Here is a 21210-nt window from a genome sequence, read left to right as displayed (position 1 = left end):
TTTTCCAATGTCCCATGTCATCCCGTGTCCTATGTCCTTAATCCTGTGTCCCGCTCTGCGCTCCCACCGAATCAACAAAACTTTCCATTATCTCCAAAACATCATTAACCAGATCTTTATTTGCAGCATTAATTAATTGTTCGTCGTAATTAAAATCTATTTTCCAACTATCATTTACATTCAATAATAATATTTTCATTTCTGTTTTATCAAGCGAACTGGTAACAAATACAAATGCAGAATCATTTTTAATTATTGTTTTTTGTTCTGCAATTTTATAATCGTAATGCGTGGGATTTTTTTCTTCCACAATTTGTAATGCACCTTCAATAAATTTAAAATCATTTCTCAGTTTTTCTTTACTGGAATCGGTTACCAATAATTCGGCTTTTTCAAGATCGTGTTTGTTGTATAACAAATCGAAAAAATTAAGTGTTACTTGTTCCGGAGTTCCCTTTTTTCCGGAACAGGAGAAAAGGAGAAAGGAAAGGGAAGTGAGCAGAATTACCCCGGGTAATTGGATGTGGATTTTTTTCATATGCTTGAATCTTGCACAAAATAAGAAAACCGCCTCTATATTAAAAGCGGTTTTTATTATTTATCAGACTTTAACGTTTCAACTGCATCCCAAACTCTCTCCGCAATTCAAACACTTGTAACAAGTGCCGTTGCGAATGGTGGTGTGACCACATTTAGGACAAGGAGGTGCATCTCCCATCAGCGATTTGTTTGCTGCTTCCGCTGCGTCTAAAATTTCATATTTCACTGCTGTTTTTTTCTCAACAGGTTCTTTTTTAGTTTGTTTTTCAGCGATCGGTTCAGTTACTGGATAATTACCGGTTGCTTCCGTGGAAATATCCTGCGTGCTCACTTCGCGCTGTTCCATTTCTTCCGGAGCAATATGCACAAGATCTGTTCTGTTTAAATATTCAAACGCCAACAAACGGAATACATAATCAACTATGGAAGTACTGAATTTAATGTTCGGGTGATCAACAGGTCCACTCGGTTCGAAACGCGTGAAGGTGAATTTATCGGTGTATTCTTCTAATGGAACTCCGTATTGTAATCCGATGGAAACTGCAATGGCAAAACAGTTCAACAACGAACGGAAAGAAGCTCCTTCCTTATGCATATCAATAAAGATCTCTCCAAGTGTCTGATCTTCATATTCCCCTGTTCTTACAAATATTGTTTGTCCGCCAATTTTTGATTTTTGCGTAAATCCTGAACGTTTGGATGGTAATTTTTTGCGTTCAACCACTCTTGACAACTGACGTTTGAAAATGGTGTCAGTTGACTGCATAATTATTGAACGTGCTGCTTCCAAAACTTCTTCCGATGTCCAAACATGTTTTGGAGCTTCGGTAGTTTCTTTCGAATCGCTTTTTGTTGATAATGGCTGCGATAATTTTGAACCGTCGCGATAAAGCGCATTTGCTTTTAATCCCAATTGCCAGCTCATTAAATAACAGCTTTCAATATCTTCAATGGTTGCTTCGTGTGGAAGATTAATTGTTTTTGAAATTGCTCCCGAAATAAATGGTTGCACTGCACCCATCATACGGATATGTCCATGCTGATGAATATAACGCTCCCCAATTTTTCCGCATTTATTTGCACAATCAAAAACAGAATAATGTTTTTCCTGTAATAACGGCGCACCTTCAATGGTCATGGTTCCACAGATATGATCGTTTGCGGCTTCAATTTGGTCTTTCGTAAATCCTAATGCACGCAATAAATTAAATCCTGGCTCTGTATAATGTTCTTCACTGTAACCCAATCTTTCTAAAGTTGGAACACCTAATGTAAATACATTAAATGCAAAACTTATTTCGAATGCAGCAGCCACAACTTTATCTACATGTAAAATTTCCTGTTCGGTAAATCCTTTTTGTTTTAATGTTTCGAAATTAACATGTGGTGCATTTTTTAATGTACCAGTTCCTTTCGCATAATTAACAATTGCTTCTATGCTCTCATCTTTATATCCGAGATTTTTTAATGCAAGCGGAATTGATTGATTAATTATTTTAAAATAACCACCACCTGATAATTTTTTAAATTTCACCAAAGCGAAATCCGGTTCAACACCGGTGGTATCACAATCCATTAATAAACCAATTGTTCCGGTTGGAGCAATTACAGTTGCCTGTGCATTTCTGTAACCGTGTTCTTCTCCTAATTGTAAAGCGCCGTCCCATGCATTGCACGCAGCTTTCAATAAATATTCAGGACATAAAGCCTGATCAATTCCCATTGGTTTAATTTCCAGACCTTCATAATTATCCGCTGCATTATATGCTGCATAACGGTGATTGCGCATTACACGCATCATGTCTGCTTTATTTAATTCGTATCCTTTAAAGGTTCCGAGAGCTGCTGCCATTTCTGCGGAAGTTTTGTAAGATATACCCGTCATGATCGCAGAAATAGATCCTGCAATTGCACGAGCCTTATCGCTATCGTAAGGAATTCCGGAGATCATTAATACAGATCCTAAATTCGCAAAACCTAAACCTAAGGTTCTGAATTCATAAGATAATTGTGCAACTTCCTTACTTGGGAATTGCGCCATTAAAACGGATATTTCTAATACAACGGTCCATATACGGCAAGCATGTTCAAATGCTTCCACATTAAATATTAATTTATCATCATCATAAAACTTACGCAAATTAATGGATGCGAGATTACATGCAGTATTATCTAAAAACATGTATTCACTGCAAGGATTTGATGCATTAATTGGTCCCGATTGCGGACAAGTATGCCACTCATTAATAGTAGTATCGTATTGCATTCCGGGATCAGCACAACGCCAAGCCGCGTAGGCAATTTTTTCCCAGAGTTTGCGTGCTTCCACGGTTTTGAAAACTTTACCGTTGGAGCGACCAATTAATTCCCAATCGCCGTTCTCTTCTAATACTTTAAAGAATTTATTCGGGATACGAACAGAGTTATTGGAATTTTGTCCCGCAACTGTGCGATATGCTTCGCCTTCATAATCGGAAGAATATCCTGCAGCAATTAATGCGGCAACCTTATCTTCTTCCTTCACTTTCCACTCCACAAAATTTTCAATTTCAGGGTGATCAAGGTCGAGACAAACCATTTTAGCTGCGCGACGTGTTGTTCCGCCCGATTTAATTGCACCGGCTGCAGCATCTCCAATTTTTAAGAAACTCAATAAACCACTTGATGTTCCACCACCGGAAAGTTTTTCACCCTCTCCGCGAATTTTCGAATAATTAGTTCCAACACCGGAGCCATATTTAAAAATACGTGCCTCACGTGTCCACAGATCCATAATTCCTCCTGGATTAACAAGATCATCATCCACACTTAATATAAAACATGCATGAGGCTGAGGGCGCTCATATGCAGAGGTTGATTTTTTTAATTCTCCTGATTGAGGATCAACATAATAATGACCCTGTGCTTTTCCTTTTATACCATATGCTGAATATAAACCTGTATTAAACCATTGTGGTGAATTTGGAGCGGCCATTTGCCCCACTATCATATATACGAGTTCTTCATAAAAAACTGTTGCATCGGCAGACGATGAAAAGTAATTATGTTTTTCTCCCCATTGTTTCCAACAATCGGCTAAACGATGTGCAACTTGTTTAATGGAAGTTTCACTTCCCATTGTTCCATCGGCAAGCGGAACTCCTGCTTTGCGAAAATATTTTTGTGCGAGAATATCAGTGGCAACCTGACTCCATTCTTTTGGAACTTCTACATTATGCATTTCAAAAACCGAATCTCCTGTAGTGTTTCTAATTACAGAGGAACGGAGTTCAAATTCATACATATCGAAGGGACTCACTCCTTCTTTGGTGAAATAACGGGCAAATTTTAGCCCTGTGCTGTGTTGTTTGTTCTTGGCCATATTAGACGATGTTGGTAACGGTTTCGATTCGGTATTTGACAGAAAAACCTCTCGGATTTTTTTCGAGAGGTTTTACGAAAGTATGACATAAAACTGTTTACAAACAAGTGCTATTTTTCCACTACCCTGTTTATAAATCGTATTATGTTTGTTATACCCTACATTGCCTCCGTACACATATATTTTTTATTAATGTGTATCTTTGAAAAGGGTGACAACTAATGTTGAAATAAACATATGAAATGGGGAAAAGATTTCATAAAAAAATTTGGATGCTTGTAAAAATGTAGTTTAGCTTAAGAAAAATGTTACAAAAGTTTAACCACATCTACATATTGGAACCGTTAACTTAACATAATGCTTACCTAAAAAATCTTTAAAGCCGCCGAAACCTTTACCCCGCTTATGTTCCGGGGCATTTTAACCCAAAATCAACAGAATACTAAGTTAATGTGTGTTGTTACATGGTATGAACGCCCAAATTATAAGAAAGGTATATTATTAATTATAAAATTGTACGTTTTCTGATACAAATATTTTGACTATAATTAATTAAAATTTTAGCTTATTTAAAGTCATTTAATATAATAGAAATTAGATTTTAATTCAAATATATCGCCATGCAATCATTTTAGACTTCAGATAATGAAATAAAACTGCTCATTGCAAAATTACTTTTTTTACCATTTTATCATTCCCTAATGTCACTTCCACCAAATATAAAGAAGCAGGTAATTCATCAAATGTTATTTTCGTGTTTTTTTCATTTAAAGTAGTTTCATATATTAATTCACCGGAGAGATTTAAGATTTTAACAGATGCTGTTTTTACCTCTTTGGAATTGAGATATTTTTCATCTGCAATAATGTAAATATCACGTTCAAAACTATAAATAATAATTCCAGGTAAATGTATTTCTTCAACACCAGTAAAATTTATGGTATCACCCGCATAAATGGGTTTATCTACTTCCATTTCAAATGCATAATCTTTAATAATTAATACATCTCCTGAGTCTATAACACTGCAACGTATCCATCCATAATGATAATTTTCGTCGCCATCCACAAAATGAACTCCCAGATAACGGTCGATTTTTTCGGGGAACCAATTTCCACCTGAGCCGGTAATATTTCCACCATCAATTTTTAGTTTGTAAGCCATCCTCTGAAATGGCCAATCCTGAAAACTTAAACCATCGGGTCCATCTATTGCAATTATATCACCAAGGTGAATAGCATATGGATAATACCGAGTGAACGAACTTGAAAATGTATTATAACTCCCTGCAATTTCATTGTCAGGTGAATCAGGAAATGATGCCCATATTACTGTTCTTGTAAAAGTATGTCCAGCACCTCCTGAATACGTTAGTGTTGAATACTGAGTATTACCACGTTGAAAAGAAAAATCAAATGTGCCGTTATTATCCATATCAACAAATCCATTTTCCTCATAGGTATCTAAAACAATATCGGGGTCGATATCAGTATAAATAACTTGTGCATGTGCTTTCGAAGTCGGAATTAGCAAAACAGCGGCAATTTTGGCATAATCGGAGATTGTAAATTTGTACGACTTCATAATCAATTCAAATATATCTTTTTCGATAATCTTCCTGTTTCTGCAATTATTTCTACCAGATAAATTCCGATTACATTGTTTAATTTAATTTCCGTAAATTGATCTAGTAATTCTCCCGAATATATTTCTTTCCCAAGTATATCATAAATATTTATTAGGGAATTATTACTCTCACCGTTCAATTTAACATAAACAGTTTTATCAAAACTATACACAGTTCCATCAAACGTGTTTTCATTTTCTACATCCACATAACTCACCATACTTCCGGCAGCAATTGGAGCATCACATTCCAATTCATATGCATAATCTTTAATAATTAATCGCTTGCATGAATCCTCAATTTCGCAACGTATCCATCCATAGTGAAAACAATCATTGCTATCTATAAATTTTACCCCCATGTATTTATTATCACCTTCTAAGGGATTCCACACCGGAAATACAAATGCATAAAACCAGTTTCCTGATTCTTTATAAAATCCAAATGACATAAATTGGTAACTCGTATTCTGAAAATACATTTTACTACTTATTAAAAAACTTGTATTTAATGGAGGGACTAAATTATTCCAACTATTACTTGGTGTTGCAGGACCACCAAGAATACCATTAGTAGATTCGTATGGCAAAACCCAGTCTGCCTGTCTGAAACGCAGCTCGGTTCCACTATACCATGTGTAATAAGAACCGGATGTTCTCAAAAATACAAAATCTACCAGACCATTATCATCAATATCTATACCTGCGGTTTCATGATCCAACAGTAATTCAATATCAGGATCCAAATCGGTATAAATTACCTGTGCATTTGTCTTTGTATGTGAAATTAATAAGACGGCGGCAATTTTAGCATAATCAGAGAGTGCAAATTTATTTGTCTTCATAAGGATTTGTTTCACGAATCGGGAGCATTTTGTTAAGGATGTTAAATATAGATAATTATACCCGGTTTTCATAATGGATCTTTTCCGCTGCTTATTTTGTTAAATATGAGTTAGAAATAATTTTGGCAAAAAATTCAGTTATTTGAACTTTTTATAATTATATATGTATATACATATATATTGCACTAATTTTGAGGCTCAATTCCTCAATTAAACTAAGGAACAATATGAAAAATACCATTTTACACAAAGCAAACACCCGCGGACACGCTGATCACGGCTGGCTGAACAGTTATCATACCTTCAGTTTTGCGGCTTATTACGATCCTGAAAGGATACATTTTGGTGTATTAAGGGTCTTAAACGACGATACGGTTGCAGCGGGAATGGGTTTTGGCAAACATCCGCACGACAATATGGAGATCATTTCCATTCCTCTGGAAGGAGATCTGGAGCATGAGGACAGTATGGGCAACAAAACCGTGATTAAACAGGGTGATATTCAGGTAATGAGCGCCGGAACAGGTGTTGCCCACAGCGAATACAATAAGAATAAAGATAAACCTGTAAAATTTTTACAGATATGGGTTTTCCCGAATAAAAAAAATGTGGAGCCACGATATGATCAGATCACATTGAATCCCGAGGACAGCAAAAATAAATTGCAACAAATTCTTTCACCTATAGCAGAAGATGCCGGTGTTTGGATACATCAGGACGCCTGGTTTCATCTTGGCAAACTGGAAAAAAATACCGAACTAAATTATTCCTTACATAAAAAAGGAAATGGTGTGTATTTTTTTATTTTAAAGGGAGATATAAAAATAAACGACCAATCGCTGAACGAAAGAGATGGATTTGGTGTATTGGAACATGAGCAATTTAATATTTTGGCAGAAAGCGATATTGCAGAAATATTAATTATGGAAGTTCCTATGGTTGTTTCTCCATAATATTATTTTTTTCTTCACAACACCTTGAAATCAAATTTAAAAACTAATAAAACAACTAAAATGCAAACAACAGAATCAACAACAAGAGTAAAATGGATCGCCGACCCAATGCATACCAGCATAGGTTTCAGCGTAAAACACATGATGTTAACGACAGTGCGCGGTGAATTTGAAAAATACACCATAGAAGCGGAAACCATTGGTGAGGATTTTATGAATTCTTTTATCACATTTACCGCTGAAACAGCAAGTGTAAATACCAGAAATGAAGGTCGCGATAAACACTTGCGCAGCGAAGATTTTTTTAATGCAGAAAAATATCCGACAATTACTTTCAAACCGACAAAATTTGAATTGGTAGATCATGATGGCAGTTATGAAATGTATGGTGATCTTACCATGGGTGATATAACAAAAAATATTAAATTGGATGTAGAATTCGGAGGCGTATTAAAAGATCCTTGGGGAAGTGCTAAAGCCGGTTTTACCATCAATGGAAAAATAAATAGAAAAGATTGGAATTTGAATTGGAATGCTGCTCTCGAAGGAGGTGGAATTTTAGTGAGTGAGGATGTGAAAATAAATTGTGAAGTACAATTAGTGGAAGTGAAATAAATTCTATAAACGATAATTTTAAACCTGCAGAAAGGAATATTTGGCCCGATCTGCAGGTTTTTTTTATTTAATAATTTCTAAAAACATTGGTCAAATTCATTTTCAATAATGCAACTTTTATTTATTATTAAACATTTAATTTGTCACTTTATAACTATTAAAAATCAAAATCCAGCTCCGATTAATCAATAACAGTTTGATCAAATTTGCTACCTTTTTCTTAACAAAAAGGTAGCGCCAAAAGTCAAGGGCTTCACCATGCGGCTTAAAAGTCCCTAATGCTTGCCACCCGGAGCGAAAAAGGCGCCACAACTAACCTAAATTAGCAGCTTCGTATAGGAATTATCTGTAAAATGAAATTAATACATTACAAAATGGTGGCGCTTATTTTCGCTCAAATACTACTATCATTGAAACATTTATAGTGTTGTGGCGGCGCATAAGGGACATTAAAGCCACCTGCTGATGCCCACTTCCGTCTCCGCGAACCAATACGGAGGAGAATATTTGAGCGAGCTTTAAAAATTTCTACCATAGACAAACAACTAAGCGAGAATATATGATTCGAATATTTAAATACTCTCAACCATAATTTTAATCTGAAAACAATAATTTTATTGTTTCAACTAAGGTTGAGGCCAAAATATTTACTAAAATTAGCTAAATCTCCTACTTTCATTATTGTCCTGAAACATAACTGCTTTCTATTTTACGATCGCTATTTCGCTCCCACTTTTCCGTAACAAACGAAAATACCCTATTTTTGCCTTGAAGCCGAAAGTTGTCGGCGAAAACAGATGCGAAACACCGTTTATCAGAAAATAGCTGAAGACCGCAAAAAAGGACTCAAAAAGTTCGCGGTGCTGATCGACCCCGATGAGGTGGATGCGAAAGCATTGAGCCAATTGGCAGAACTCGGCAACGAAAGCAATGTGGACTACTTTTTTGTCGGCGGATCACTCGTTATCGGCGATTATCTGGATACTACCATTCGATTTTTGAAACAACATTCCAATATTCCGGTGGTAATTTTTCCGGGAAGCATTCAACAGGTGAGTCCTGCTGCCGATGCACTGCTTTTTTTATCCCTCATAAGCGGCAGAAACCCCGAATTTTTGATCGGAAATCAGGTTTTGGCCGCTCCTTATGTTAAAAAATCGGGAATTGAGGCCATTTCAACGGGTTACATACTTATCGACGGCGGTGCACCAACAACTGTGAGTTATATTTCCAATACCACTCCAATTCCTGCAGATAAACCCGAAATTGCCGCCTGCACAGCTATGGCGGGAGAATTATTGGGCATGAAACTGATCTATATGGATGCTGGAAGTGGTGCTAAAAGAGCAATTCCCAGCGATGTGATCGCAGCAGTGCACAAAAACACCGATCTTCCGATAATTATTGGAGGAGGGATAAAAACTCCGGAAAAAGCATATGAAAATTGTAATGCCGGTGCTGATATTATAGTTGTTGGAAATGCCATAGAAAAAGACACTTCACTTATCCGTGATATTTCATTTGCCATTCATTCGGCGTCCGTAGAATCTCCGCGATGAACTTTTTAGTTTACACATTATTTTTTGCATGACGGGGACAGTAATTCAAAGTACCGGAAGTTTTTATGAGGTATTAATTCCTTCAGGGGAGATTATAATTTGCCGCATAAAGGGAAAATTTCGTCTGGAAGATAAAAAACAAACCAACCCAATTGCAGTTGGAGATGTTGTAGATTTTGAAGAGGCGGGTGGAGAAGGAAATATCAATAATATTCACCTGCGCAGAAATTATATTATTCGCTCTGCGCCAAATAAAAAAGAATACAAACATATAATTGCAAGTAATATCGATCAATGTGTAATTATTGCATCACTTGCACAACCAAGAACTTCCCACGGATTTATCGATAGAATTTTATTGACGGCATTTTTATACGATATTCCCGCAGCAGTTGTTTTTAATAAACACGATCTCATAATAAAAGAAAAAGAAGAAAATTTATTAAAAGAATTAATGTTTACTTACAACGAATTAAATATTATTTCTTTTTCCACTTCCGTTACAAAAAATGAAAACACCGAACAATTAAAAAATTTCCTGCAAAATAAAACCTCTTTAATTTGCGGACATTCGGGAGTAGGAAAATCATCTCTCGTAAATTGTATAGCTCCTGAACTCAATTTAAGGGTTGGAGAAATTTCAGCTTATACCGAAAAAGGATTGCACACCACAACCTTTGCACGCATGTATCCTTTGCCCTTCGGTGGAAGTATAATAGATACCCCCGGAATTAAAGAATTTGGTTTACTCGACGTGGAACCCAACGAACTCGGACATTATTTTCCCGAAATCAGAAGTCGCATGCACAATTGTAAATTCAACGATTGTTTACACATCAACGAAAAAGGTTGCGCAATAACCGAAGCATTAGAAGCCGGCGAAATTGCCCCAACCCGATATATCAGTTATTTAACGTTTTATGAAGAATTAAAAGGGAATAAAAAATATTAACGACTCTCCCCCTCGGGGGAGTGCCCCCTTAGAAGGGGGTTGGGGGATGAATCATGAAAGCAGTAATCCAAAGAGTAAAAAAAGCAACCGTTTCAATAGAGGAAAAAACCCATTCCTCTATTGCACATGGTTTATTAATTCTTTTAGGGATAGAAGAATCCGATACACAGGAGGACATTACCTGGTTGTCCCAAAAAATAGCCCAATTGCGAATATTTGCCGATGAAAACGACCTGATGAATCTGAGTGTGATTGATGTTAAAGGCGAAATTATGGTTGTTAGTCAGTTCACCCTCTTCGCTTCCACCAAAAAAGGAAACCGCCCATCCTTCATTCGCAGCGCAAAACCGGATATTGCTATACCTTTGTATGAAAGTTTTATTTCATCCATCCAAAAATTAATTCCCGCACCAATTCAAACCGGAGTATTTGGCGCAGATATGCAAATAGAATTAATTAACGATGGCCCTGTAACAATAATAATTGACACAAAAAATAAAGAATAAATAAAAATAATAAACCCACCATTCCGACCTTCGTGACCCCTTCGTGTCCTTAGTGTCTTCGTGGCAAAACCCCATATGAAGAAGTTCTTTTCAAAATATTTCGAATACATCCTCATCGTTCTAACGATATTATTTCTTTTCCTCAAACCCAACATGCGCAATTACGGAGAAAGAATAAGTATGATATTTTTTGCATCCCTTTCCTTTTATTATCTGGCATCAGGAATTCTTGTTTTTTTAGATAAATTAAGAGTGGGCCGTATTATGCGATTAATGTATTTATTCGGATTATGGTCTGTCTCCATTACGGTTATTGCAGTAATGTGTCGCACCCTATTAATTCAAATGGATAAAGAATTATTAACGGTTAGTATTTCATCAGGAATTGGTTTGATGATGTTTATATATTTATATTACAAAAAATTAAAACCCGAGGATAAAGAAACATTTCAGCAATTAATTCAACCGCTTTTTTTCCGTTCACTATTATCCATTTTTATTGCCGTTGCATTATTGGTGGCCGGTAATTATGGAATTTACAGTTTATTCGGAACCCATAAACACGATAAGGTTTACACAGAAAAAGTAGTTAATGCATACGAACATCCTGATGATACACTTATCGTAAACGATTTTAAAAATTACGATGCAAGTCTCCGTGCAAAAGATACCATTAAAACAAAACCGGAACTAATAAAATAAATATCATGACCATCGAGCAAGCCCAACAAACCGTAGATAAATGGATAACAACCACCGGTGTTAGATATTTTAATGAGCTTACGAACATGGCCATGCTCACCGAAGAAGTTGGGGAGGTTGCCAGAATAATTGCCCGTAAATACGGCGAACAATCCTTTAAAAATTCAGATACCGATAAAGATCTCGGCGATGAATTGGCGGATGTTTTATTTGTTTTAATTTGTATAGCAAATCAAACAGGAGTTAACCTTACTGAAGCACTTGAAAAAAATTTAGAGAAGAAAACTAATCGGGATGGTGATAGACATTTAAATAATGAAAAGTTAAAGTGATGAACACATATGAAAAAAATAAAATAATAGAGCACCCAAAGACAAAGAAACAGCCAATATAAATTTGCTTTAACCTATTCTGCATTCGCGTACCTTCGCGTTCTTCGCGCCTTGGTGGCCTAAAAAAACAATAATTATTAATTCTCGATGTTTGACATGAAGTATATCAAAACGATATATTTCCGTGAAAAAAAATAGCCGCGAAGGCGCAAAGAACGCAAGGTAACCGCGAATAAACAGCCAATAAATATATTTATTTTGATCCATTTTTTAACCCAACCAGCTTTGTGGCTTTGCGTGAAAAAATAAAAAAATATCGCGCAAAGCTGCAAAGGCAAAGAAATAGCCAATATAAATTTGTTTTAACCTATTCTGCATTCGCGTACCTTCGCGTTCTTAGCGTCTTAGTGGCCTAAAAAAACAATATTTATTAATTTTTGATGTTTGACATGAAGTATATCAAAACGATATATTTCCGTGAAAAAAAATAGCCGCGAAGGCGCAAAGAACGCAAAGTAACCGCGAATAAACAGCCAATAAATAAATGAATAAATGTTAATCAATTCTACATTCCAATCTTGCGAGAAAAAATTCACTCCGGATCCACATAATATAATATCTCCCTTATCTCCTCTTCCGTTAATTCAGGAAATGCAGGCATGATACTATTGTATTCTCTGAAAAGATCATTTGCATATTTATCACCTGTTGTTAAAAATGATTGCGAGTTTTTTATCCAGGCATATAAATGAGTGGAATCGCTCCATCTTGTTTTTATGTTCATTAAGGCCGGACCTGTCATTTTTCTATCCAAAAGATGACAACGCTGACATTTAGATTGAAATAGTTTTTTGCCGACCTCTGTATTTCCTGTTGTATAAATCGGTCCTCCATCAATCAAAACGGCATTTAAAGTGCTATCATCAAGATCCAGTTTACTCACCTTCTTAAATTCGCCCCATAAAAAACCTCCGGAAAAAATTAATAAAATTATGAGCGTGGTTACCGCAAGATTTTGCACCGATTGAAGTTTTTTCGGGTCCATGGCAGTGGGTTTTGTGGTCAAGAGACAAAATTACTAAAGAACCTTCAATAAGCTCATCTTTTAATATGGGTTTGCCACCCATTATTATCAAATAAATTATTTTCTAATACATGTTTTGGCATATACCTTTACACTTGCATATTCATATAAGGCTTAAATATATTTGACCACGGCATCTCCACTCCAAAATAAAGAATTCCGCTACTTTCTGAGTATGCGGGTCTTCATCACTTTTGGCTTTTTGATTCAGTATATAGTTGCTGGGTGGGAGATCTATTCCATTACAAAAGATCCCCTTTCGTTAGGGTTAATTGGTCTGGCAGAAGCAATTCCGGCTATCAGTATAGCGCTTTATGCAGGTCATTTAGCGGACATTGGCAACAAACGCAATATTTTGATCGCCGCAATGATCGGAATGTTTCTATCCTCTCTCGGATTGACGATTTTTACCTCTCAATACATGCGCGAACTCAACAGCGATACCATAACGGTAAATCTGATGTATCTCTGCATTTTTACAACGGGACTTGCCCGAGGTTTTTATGGTCCGACTGCAACTGCATTTATTTCTCAGATCGTAAATACAGGTACCGGAAACAAAGGATATGAAGATGCTCAAAAAAACATTGTTGATCCGAGAATTCTCGACAATATTGATGAAGAGGAATTAAGAGATGGAGAATCAAAAAAAATAAAAGATGTAATGCTTATCAAAGCATCTACGATGAGTTCTACCGTATGGCAAATGAGTGCAATTATTGGTCCCGCATTAGGTGGTTTTATTTATGCGGGATTTGGAATGACATTTTCCATGTGCACAATTTTAGTTTGCATTATTCTCGGAACAGTGATGATGAGTTTTATAAAATCAAAACCTATAGTTCAAAAAAATAATACAGAACCAATTTATGGAAGATTAAAAGAAGGGCTACAATTTGTTTTTAAAAATAAAATTATTCTGAGTGCACTCAGTTTAGATATGTTCTCTGTTTTATTTGGTGGAGCTGTTGCCATGTTACCCGTATTTGCCGATACCATTTTACATTGTGGGCCACAAGGCTTGGGAATTTTGCGCGCCATGCCATCCCTGGGTGCTGTGGTAACGATGACATATATTACATTAAATAAAATGCCCGGAAAAGTAGGAATAACTTTATTATACGCCGTAGGTGGTTTTGGAATTACCATTATTTTATTCGGAATTTCCACCAGTTTTTATTTATCCCTCTTTTTATTATTTCTCAACGGAGCTTTTGATAGTATAAGCGTGATCATAAGAGGAAATATTATTCAATTGCTCACGCCCGATTCCATGCGCGGAAGAGTGAGTGCGGTTAACACTATGTTCATTGGAAGCAGCAACGAATTAGGTGCCTTTGAAAGCGGAGTTGCCGCGCGAATTATGGGATTGGTACCAAGTGTTATTTTTGGTGGAAGTGTAACTTTATTGGTGGTTGGATTTACTGCTTTAAAATCGAAAGCGTTGAAGACGTTCAATTATTAGGGATGTACCGATGTTTAGATGTACCAATGCCTGTCCGGCTTTTGACGGATACCGATGCCTGCCCGGCTTTCGACGGGAACAGCCGGACTGCGATTAGGTTGGAAGGAATTGGACTTCCAAAATGATAAATGCAACACCGGAGCATATATCATTTAATTAGCAAATTAGCAGTCAGACCTTCGGTCTATTAGCAAATGGAACAGCCGGCATTAATGAAACAATGAGTGGTTTAACCTCCTGGTAGGAAACAATCCGCCGCGGCGGACAAATTACCAGACTAATAAAATATATCCAATCTTACAATTTAATAAATCTACCCATTAAAATTTCTTTTTCATTTTCCAATTCCAGAATAAATACTCCGGAATTTAATGCTTCTATGTTTATAGAATTATCCTTAAGTTTTCCTGAGCCTAATGTTTGACCGTTTATGGAATAGATATGATAATTATAATTCCCTTCCAATGCTGCATTAATTGAAATTTCTTTTGATGCCGGATTGGGATAAAAATTTAATAATTTATTTTGAGGTAAGGCATCTATAATATTGACCGGTGAAACATCTCCCCAAACAATTCCGCCAATAATTGAACCAATCAAATAAGTGCTTTCTAGGCCAAAATAGGAGTCATCAAATTCACCTGTCAATCCTCTATATGTATCAAACGTAAATCCTTCTGCTCCGTCTATAGGGCCATCAATAAAACAAGATAAGGTGTCCTGCAAATATTTTGAGCTTAGGGTTCGCTGCTGTGAATATAAAAAAGGGCTATAGTTTTGCACAATTGATATGTAGTCAATTTCACCAACAATAAAAACATACGAATCAATAAATGAACTTTCATGGGGTGAACGGGGTGCATAAATTATGGAATTATTAGGTGCTTGCAAACAATATTCTAATGCCTCCCTGTAATAAATATATTTATTTAAAACTCCCGCTCGGGTAAAAGTAACTACAATAGAATCTGTATTTTTTTCCATTGAAATAATTGTATCCATCCAATAACCTTCAGTTCCAGAATAATCGCTTGTCCAATACCATTTTAATACATCTCCCGGTTGATAGTTAAAATAATCAGACCATTTGGGAATAATAATACCTGCTGTGTCGGTCGGTAAAATATATCCAACCAATTTATGTGTTTTATAACAAGTTTCACAATCCGTTGGACTTAAAAATCTTGAAAAAGGGATATACTCCAGCAGGCCGAAAGACTTACTCAATTTGAAAATAACTTTATCTATAGAAAATTCGCCCGCAGCTCCACCATCCACCGAAAAAGAAAAATATTTCACACTGTCAATATTTGTAAAAACATTTTCTGTATTTGAGGAGTCATACGTAATTATTACCTCCTCCCAAGCCGACCCTGCATAAGAATTAGAAATTACCCAGGATGTGCCAACCGGTTTATTTAATAAAATATAAAATGGTGTTTCACTGTAATAGTAATCGTAAAATAAGATTGAATCACTCGACCACTGCAATTCAAGAGTTTCGAAATCAATATCCTCGAATGCATCGAAACAATTTTGGAGATCAGAATCAGGCGCCTTTTGATTAAAATAAAGATGTTGTGTTTCTCCAATTAGTACCGTTGAATCCTGCTTTAATTCCAAAAGATATGTTGAATCGCCGGAATAATAAAATGACCTTTGCCCATACGGAAATAATGCCCAATCTTGTGCATTAGCAAAGAGTGGGAATAATAAAAGAAGTAATAAAAGTTGTTTCATGAATGGAGTGTTATACTAAAGATAGTAATTATTTATAATATTCCCGGATTGTAACAAGTCAAACTTGATACAAGATTAAATTGTTTCGATAGTTAAATACCTCACAACCTCACAAACCCTTCCCCATCAAATATCGGAACCACATCGTATTCCGGATTACTCATGCAGAATTTAATATCGTTTTCTATGCCGAGGCGAGCTAATCGTTTAAAGTGTGTGGCCTGTTTTATGGTGCGCAACATATTTTCGCGCACGTAGCGGTATAATAATTTAGTGCTTAGGGTGGAGTCGTCGATAATGCGGTATTCTTCTGCAAGTTCGCGAACAACTGCACCTGCAAAAAGAGCATCATCCATTACATAATGATCTTTCCATCCGGCACAAAATAAAATGGTATTGCGTTTTTCTTTTCTTATCCAATCAAATATTGCTTCCTGATTTACAAAACTTCCTGCAACAATATTTTTAGCACCTTTACTCATCAACACACATCGGGTTCCGTTGGTGGTGGTATGAATAATTTCTTTTCCCTTCACCTCATCCCCCATAAATTCAAAAGGAGAATTTCCGAAATGAAAATGCGGAATTTTAACTCCATCTCTTTCACCTGCAACCAAATAACCTTTTTGTAAATAGGTATTTGCCTCCTCCACGGTTTGCACCGGGATCATTTTTTTAACGCCGTGATGTATAGCAGAAGCAATGGTAGAAGTTGCGCGAATAATATCGATCACCACCACATTCTTATCTGTAGGGTCGTGTTGATACCATAAAGCCGGAGTAAGACATACTTCAACTATGGGCCTTGTGTCGTTTTGTGTGTTTGCCATATTTTAAGCAAATATCGTTTTCACGAGTTTGCCGATCAATTATTAGTCAAAAATGGAATCTTTACCACCTTGGCTTTCACAGGTTTTTGGCGAATATCTATAAAAATTTCGGAATCCGGGGTAGATTTTTCTAAAGTTACATATCCTAAGCCAATTGCTTTATTTAAACTCGGGCTCTGAGTGCCTGAAGTTACCTTTCCGATCACATTGTTATTTTCATCAACAATCGGATAATCATGACGGGGAATTCCTCTGTCCACCATTTCAAATCCAACAAGCTTACGCGTTAAACCTGCTTCTTTTCCGGCAGCGATCTTATCTTTTCCTACAAAATCGTTGTTTGTTGCCTTCATTTTGGTTATCCAACCTAATCCTGCTTCCAGTGGCGATGTGGTATCATCAATATCGTTTCCATACAGACAAAAACCCATTTCCAGTCGCAAAGTATCTCTTGCTGCGAGACCGATAGGTTGAATATCAAATTCTTTTCCCGCTTCAAATATTTTATTCCATATTTCCAGAGAGTGTTCTTTTGGAAAATAGATCTCAAATCCTCCAGCACCGGTATAACCCGTTGCAGATATAATTACATTGCCAATTCCGGCAAATTTGTGTTTTGTGAAAGTGTAATAAGCAATTTCCGAAAGGTTCACATCGGTAAGTTTTTGCAGTGTTTCCAATGCTTTTGGACCCTGAACTGCCAATAAACTGGTATCATCAGAGATATTCACCATATCAACACCGTCAGTGTTGTATTTCACAATGTGGTTCCAGTCTTTGTCAATATTTCCCGCATTTACCACAAGCATGTAATTGCCATCCTCCAGATGATACACTAAAAGATCGTCCACAATTCCGCCGTTTTCGTTTGGAAGACAGCTATATTGAGCCTTTCCCGGACTCAAAGCATAAACATCATTAGAAGTTACTTTTTGAATCAAAGCCGCTGCTCCTGCGCCTTTCAGCACAAATTCACCCATATGGCTCACATCAAATACACCAACTGAGTTGCGCACCCTGTTGTGTTCTTCCACCTGGCTTGTATAAACAATAGGCATTTCATAACCCGCAAACTCCGCCATTTTGGCCCCGAGATCCTTATGCAGTTGAGTAAGAGCAGTTTGTTTCATCGGGCGCAAATTTAAGGATTAATAATATAACCTTTGCCTATCTGTATACCACTATTTGCGCTGTTTTAACTTTGCCGTTATACAATAAAGTGAAATAATTTATTCCCGATTGTAAATTAAGATCATTCATATTTACCAATCGGCTTTCCCCGTTTAGCACATATTTTTTTTCTTCTTGAATTATTCCTGCATTATTGTAGATCTTTAAAATTAGATCGCCATAAACAGGTTCTGTTAAATTTACGCTTACTACACCTGTTGTAGGATTGGGGTAAAACAATAATTGCGATTCAAAATCTTGAGAATTGATACCGATATTCATTGTATCACAACGTGTATAAAAGGTGTCGTGCAAAGATTCAATTTCCGAAAAATCGGCACAAACCGCAGTGATGTAAAATTCATATCCTGAACAGGAATCCAGTGAATACAAGCTTGCAAGAGTCTCATCTGCAACACTTACAGCATAAATTATAGTATCTGTTAGCAAACGATAACTGATTTCATAGGAAATTGCAGTGGGACTTGCCGTCCAAACAATGTCGGCGCTGTTATTTGTTTGGTTTATTGCAGAAAACTCTTCCACAGCAGTGCACACAGCATCTGTTTCGTTCAATTTAGAGACATTGGTCTGAGCATTCGTAATGCCGGTAAATAACAGGCAACAGAAAATTAGGTATATACTTTTCATAATCTTACTTTTACCTGTTACGACTCAAAAGTTATACCTCCCCGCATTTTAAGGGGTTAAAGCTCAACTATGCAGATCAGATTATAGAAAATTTTACCCAACATGAGTAAATATAAATTAAAATGAACATACTTACCTTTGCGTTATGCAATTAAAAGACCCTATTTCCCTGCAGGATTGTGCCGCTTTTCTCAACTGCCGCTTTGCGGGAAACGGCTCTGATATAATTACCGGAATTAATGAAATACATAAAGTTGTTAATGGGGATCTGACCTTTGTTGACTTTGCAAAATATTACGACAAGGCATTAAAGAGTGCCGCTACATTTATCATTATAAATAAAGAAGTTGATGTTCCCGAAGGAAAAGGATTATTATTTTCAGACGATCCATTTCGAGATTATGTAAAATTGGTTAAACATTTTTCACCATTTAATCCCTCGTTAAAAAATGTTGCGGAAAATGCTGTTGTGGGGGAAGGAACTTTATTATTTCCCGGGGTATATATCGGCAACAATTGTATAATCGGAAAAAATTGTATCCTGCATCCCAATGTTGTTATTTATGATAATACCATTATTGGAGATAATGTAATTATTCACGCAAATACGGTGATAGGTGCCGATGCATTTTATTTTAAGAACAGGAAAACACATTTCGATAAAATGATAAGTTGCGGAAGAACTATTTTGCACAACGATGTGGAAATTGGTGCTTGTGTAACCATTGATCGCGGCGTAAGTGGTGATACCATAATTGGGGAAGGAACTAAAATGGATAATCATATACATATTGGTCACGGAGTTGTTGTAGGAAAAATGTGTTTGTTTGCGGGAGGTGTAATGATAGGAGGAAAAACGACCATTGGTAACAACGTAATTCTCTGGGGACAAGTTGGCATCAGCAAAGATCTTATTATCGAAGACAACGTTACTGTCCTCGCTCAAAGCGGTGTAGGCATGCAACTCGAAAAAGGAAAAACCTATTTCGGTTCCCCGGCAGATGAAGCGAGAAAAAAAATGAAAGAATTAGTTGCGGGGAAGAATATGGTGGAGATTTGGGAAAAAATGAGAAAATAATGTACCAATGTGAGAATGTACCAATGGAACAGCCGGCATTAATGTAACATGATAAGGATTGACTTCCTACCGACTATAAATTACCAAATTACCAGACTAACAAATTACCAAATGTTCGCAGCCGGAGGTGGAAGCTTAATGACTTCCTAAATTATTTCATTAAATTTGTACCATTGGATATTAATACTCAGTGTCAAAATTATAAGCACAAATATGACGTTAACGCTGGCTGTTAATTGGTACATCGGTACATTTATTTAATTGGTACATTATAAATTACTGCTCAGCATTATAATTATAAGCACACTTATAACGTTAACGCTGGCTGTTCATCGGTACATTGGTACATCATTTTTAATTAGTACATCAACGCATGCGTTTAAAAGTTTCCTCCGGAGCAAAATGGGAAGATATCGTTGGATATTCCCGGGCTGTAAAAGTGAATAATCAGGTATTTGTTACCGGCACTGTTGCTGTTGATGCTGATAATAATTTGGTTGGTGGTGATTCTGCTTATTTGCAAACACAATTTATTTTACAGAAAATAGAACAGGTTTTACAACAATGTGGAGCTTCATTAAATGATGTTGTAAGAACACGATTATTTGTTACGGATATTTCGCGCTGGGAGGAATATGGAAAGGCACATGGGGAGGTATTTGGTACAATAAGACCTTGCACTACAATGGTGGAAGTTTCTAAATTAATTGCGCCGGAATATTTGATTGAGATCGAGGTGGATGCGGTGATAGAATAAAATTATTATCATGAAAATAAAAAACTTACTTCTAATTTGTACCGCTATTTTAATTACTTATAAAACTTCAAAAGCACAATTCTATTCCGACACCACAACAATCGATATTAATCTTACCGATTGTCTCGCCACCGGCGAAAATCAAACAACATATGGTATGATACAGTGCATCGATACTGCGTACGCTGCATGGGATGTTGAACTCAATAAATATTATAAATTATTGATGACCGTTTTAACGGAAGAAGAAAAGGAAAAACTAAAAACTGCACAAAAAGCCTGGATAACAATGCGCGATGCTGATATATCTTTTATAGGATTGTATTCTGAAAATCTGGAAGGTTCTATGTATCGCGTTTCTGCCAATTATCACACGATGGAAATTGTGAGATAGCGGGCATTACAATTAAGGTCTTTTTATACGGAAATTATGGAAGTGAGGCA

General features: G+C 36.3%; 20 protein-coding genes. 11 read left to right on the top strand and 9 right to left on the bottom strand.

From position 1 onward, the window contains the following. Positions 1-37: 37 nt before the first annotated feature. From IPI31_04000 to IPI31_03985, 4 genes are all read right to left on the bottom strand, one after another. Positions 38-538, bottom strand: a complete 501-nt coding sequence (locus IPI31_04000; GenBank protein ID MBK7566966.1) for a hypothetical protein — start codon at positions 536-538, stop codon at positions 38-40. Positions 539-616: 78 nt separating this feature from the next. Beyond that, entirely contained in the window at positions 617-3901 is a 3285-nt protein-coding gene (locus IPI31_03995) for a vitamin B12-dependent ribonucleotide reductase (protein MBK7566965.1), read from the bottom strand. A gap of 660 nt (positions 3902-4561) precedes the next feature. Then, positions 4562-5485 carry a T9SS type A sorting domain-containing protein gene (locus IPI31_03990; GenBank protein ID MBK7566964.1) on the bottom strand — a complete coding sequence of 308 codons (924 nt, stop codon included), beginning with the start codon at positions 5483-5485 and terminating at the stop codon, positions 4562-4564. A 2-nt stretch (positions 5486-5487) separates the two neighbouring features. After that, positions 5488-6372, bottom strand: coding sequence for a T9SS type A sorting domain-containing protein (locus tag IPI31_03985; GenBank protein MBK7566963.1), 885 nt, complete (start codon positions 6370-6372; stop codon positions 5488-5490). Positions 6373-6599: 227 nt separating this feature from the next. On the opposite strand from IPI31_03985, the gene IPI31_03980 reads away from it, so the two are divergent. The 7 genes from IPI31_03980 to IPI31_03950 all read left to right on the top strand — a co-directional run bounded on the left by IPI31_03980 (position 6600) and on the right by IPI31_03950 (position 11991). Beyond that, positions 6600-7325: a pirin family protein gene (locus IPI31_03980; GenBank protein MBK7566962.1), complete on the top strand. Its 726-nt coding sequence runs from the start codon at positions 6600-6602 to the stop codon at positions 7323-7325. A gap of 60 nt (positions 7326-7385) precedes the next feature. Then, entirely contained in the window at positions 7386-7940 is a 555-nt protein-coding gene (locus IPI31_03975; protein MBK7566961.1) for a polyisoprenoid-binding protein, read from the top strand. Positions 7941-8737: 797 nt separating this feature from the next. Further along, a complete protein-coding gene (locus tag IPI31_03970; GenBank protein MBK7566960.1) occupies positions 8738-9499 on the top strand; it encodes a geranylgeranylglyceryl/heptaprenylglyceryl phosphate synthase in 762 nt (253 codons plus the stop codon). A 28-nt stretch (positions 9500-9527) separates the two neighbouring features. Then, positions 9528-10451 carry a ribosome small subunit-dependent GTPase A gene (gene rsgA / locus IPI31_03965; protein MBK7566959.1) on the top strand — a complete coding sequence of 308 codons (924 nt, stop codon included), beginning with the start codon at positions 9528-9530 and terminating at the stop codon, positions 10449-10451. Between the two features lie 53 nt (positions 10452-10504). After that, positions 10505-10957 carry a D-tyrosyl-tRNA(Tyr) deacylase gene (locus IPI31_03960; GenBank protein ID MBK7566958.1) on the top strand — a complete coding sequence of 151 codons (453 nt, stop codon included), beginning with the start codon at positions 10505-10507 and terminating at the stop codon, positions 10955-10957. Between the two features lie 75 nt (positions 10958-11032). After that, positions 11033-11659: a hypothetical protein gene (locus IPI31_03955; GenBank protein MBK7566957.1), complete on the top strand. Its 627-nt coding sequence runs from the start codon at positions 11033-11035 to the stop codon at positions 11657-11659. Between the two features lie 5 nt (positions 11660-11664). Beyond that, positions 11665-11991, top strand: coding sequence for a nucleotide pyrophosphohydrolase (locus IPI31_03950; protein MBK7566956.1), 327 nt, complete (start codon positions 11665-11667; stop codon positions 11989-11991). A gap of 592 nt (positions 11992-12583) precedes the next feature. On the opposite strand, the gene IPI31_03945 is transcribed toward IPI31_03950, so the two are convergent. Next, positions 12584-13036, bottom strand: coding sequence for a cytochrome c (locus IPI31_03945; GenBank protein ID MBK7566955.1), 453 nt, complete (start codon positions 13034-13036; stop codon positions 12584-12586). A 499-nt stretch (positions 13037-13535) separates the two neighbouring features. Between IPI31_03945 and IPI31_03940 the strand changes: the two genes are divergently transcribed. Beyond that, on the top strand, positions 13536-14540 hold the full coding sequence (locus IPI31_03940) for an MFS transporter (GenBank protein MBK7566954.1): 1005 nt from the start codon (positions 13536-13538) through the stop codon (positions 14538-14540). A 297-nt stretch (positions 14541-14837) separates the two neighbouring features. On the opposite strand, the gene IPI31_03935 is transcribed toward IPI31_03940, so the two are convergent. The 4 genes from IPI31_03935 to IPI31_03920 form a co-directional block, all read right to left on the bottom strand. Then, complete coding sequence (locus IPI31_03935) at positions 14838-16280, bottom strand: T9SS type A sorting domain-containing protein (GenBank protein MBK7566953.1); 1443 nt, start codon at positions 16278-16280, stop codon at positions 14838-14840. 101 nt (positions 16281-16381) lie between these two features. Beyond that, positions 16382-17110 (bottom strand): 2-phosphosulfolactate phosphatase, encoded by a 729-nt coding sequence (locus IPI31_03930; GenBank protein MBK7566952.1) that lies wholly within the window; start codon positions 17108-17110, stop codon positions 16382-16384. A 35-nt stretch (positions 17111-17145) separates the two neighbouring features. Further along, positions 17146-18240 (bottom strand): glycine cleavage system aminomethyltransferase GcvT, encoded by a 1095-nt coding sequence (gene gcvT, locus IPI31_03925; protein ID MBK7566951.1) that lies wholly within the window; start codon positions 18238-18240, stop codon positions 17146-17148. Positions 18241-18277: 37 nt separating this feature from the next. Continuing rightward, the gene (locus IPI31_03920) at positions 18278-18931 is read right to left on the bottom strand and encodes a T9SS type A sorting domain-containing protein (protein ID MBK7566950.1); all 654 of its coding nucleotides are present in this window, start codon (positions 18929-18931) and stop codon (positions 18278-18280) included. A gap of 145 nt (positions 18932-19076) precedes the next feature. On the opposite strand from IPI31_03920, the gene IPI31_03915 reads away from it, so the two are divergent. The 3 genes from IPI31_03915 to IPI31_03905 all read left to right on the top strand — a co-directional run bounded on the left by IPI31_03915 (position 19077) and on the right by IPI31_03905 (position 21160). Then, complete coding sequence (locus IPI31_03915) at positions 19077-20009, top strand: UDP-3-O-(3-hydroxymyristoyl)glucosamine N-acyltransferase (GenBank protein ID MBK7566949.1); 933 nt, start codon at positions 19077-19079, stop codon at positions 20007-20009. 373 nt (positions 20010-20382) lie between these two features. Beyond that, positions 20383-20766 carry a RidA family protein gene (locus tag IPI31_03910; protein MBK7566948.1) on the top strand — a complete coding sequence of 128 codons (384 nt, stop codon included), beginning with the start codon at positions 20383-20385 and terminating at the stop codon, positions 20764-20766. Between the two features lie 10 nt (positions 20767-20776). Next, positions 20777-21160, top strand: a complete 384-nt coding sequence (locus IPI31_03905) for a DUF1311 domain-containing protein (GenBank protein MBK7566947.1) — start codon at positions 20777-20779, stop codon at positions 21158-21160. The last annotated feature ends 50 nt before the right edge of the window (positions 21161-21210 follow it).

This window comes from Bacteroidota bacterium, assembly GCA_016706865.1.
Taxonomy (GTDB): Bacteria; Bacteroidota; Bacteroidia; order Chitinophagales; family BACL12; genus UBA7236.
The sequence above is the reverse complement of the archived record's forward strand: the minus strand, read 5'-3'. Positions and strand labels throughout refer to the sequence as shown.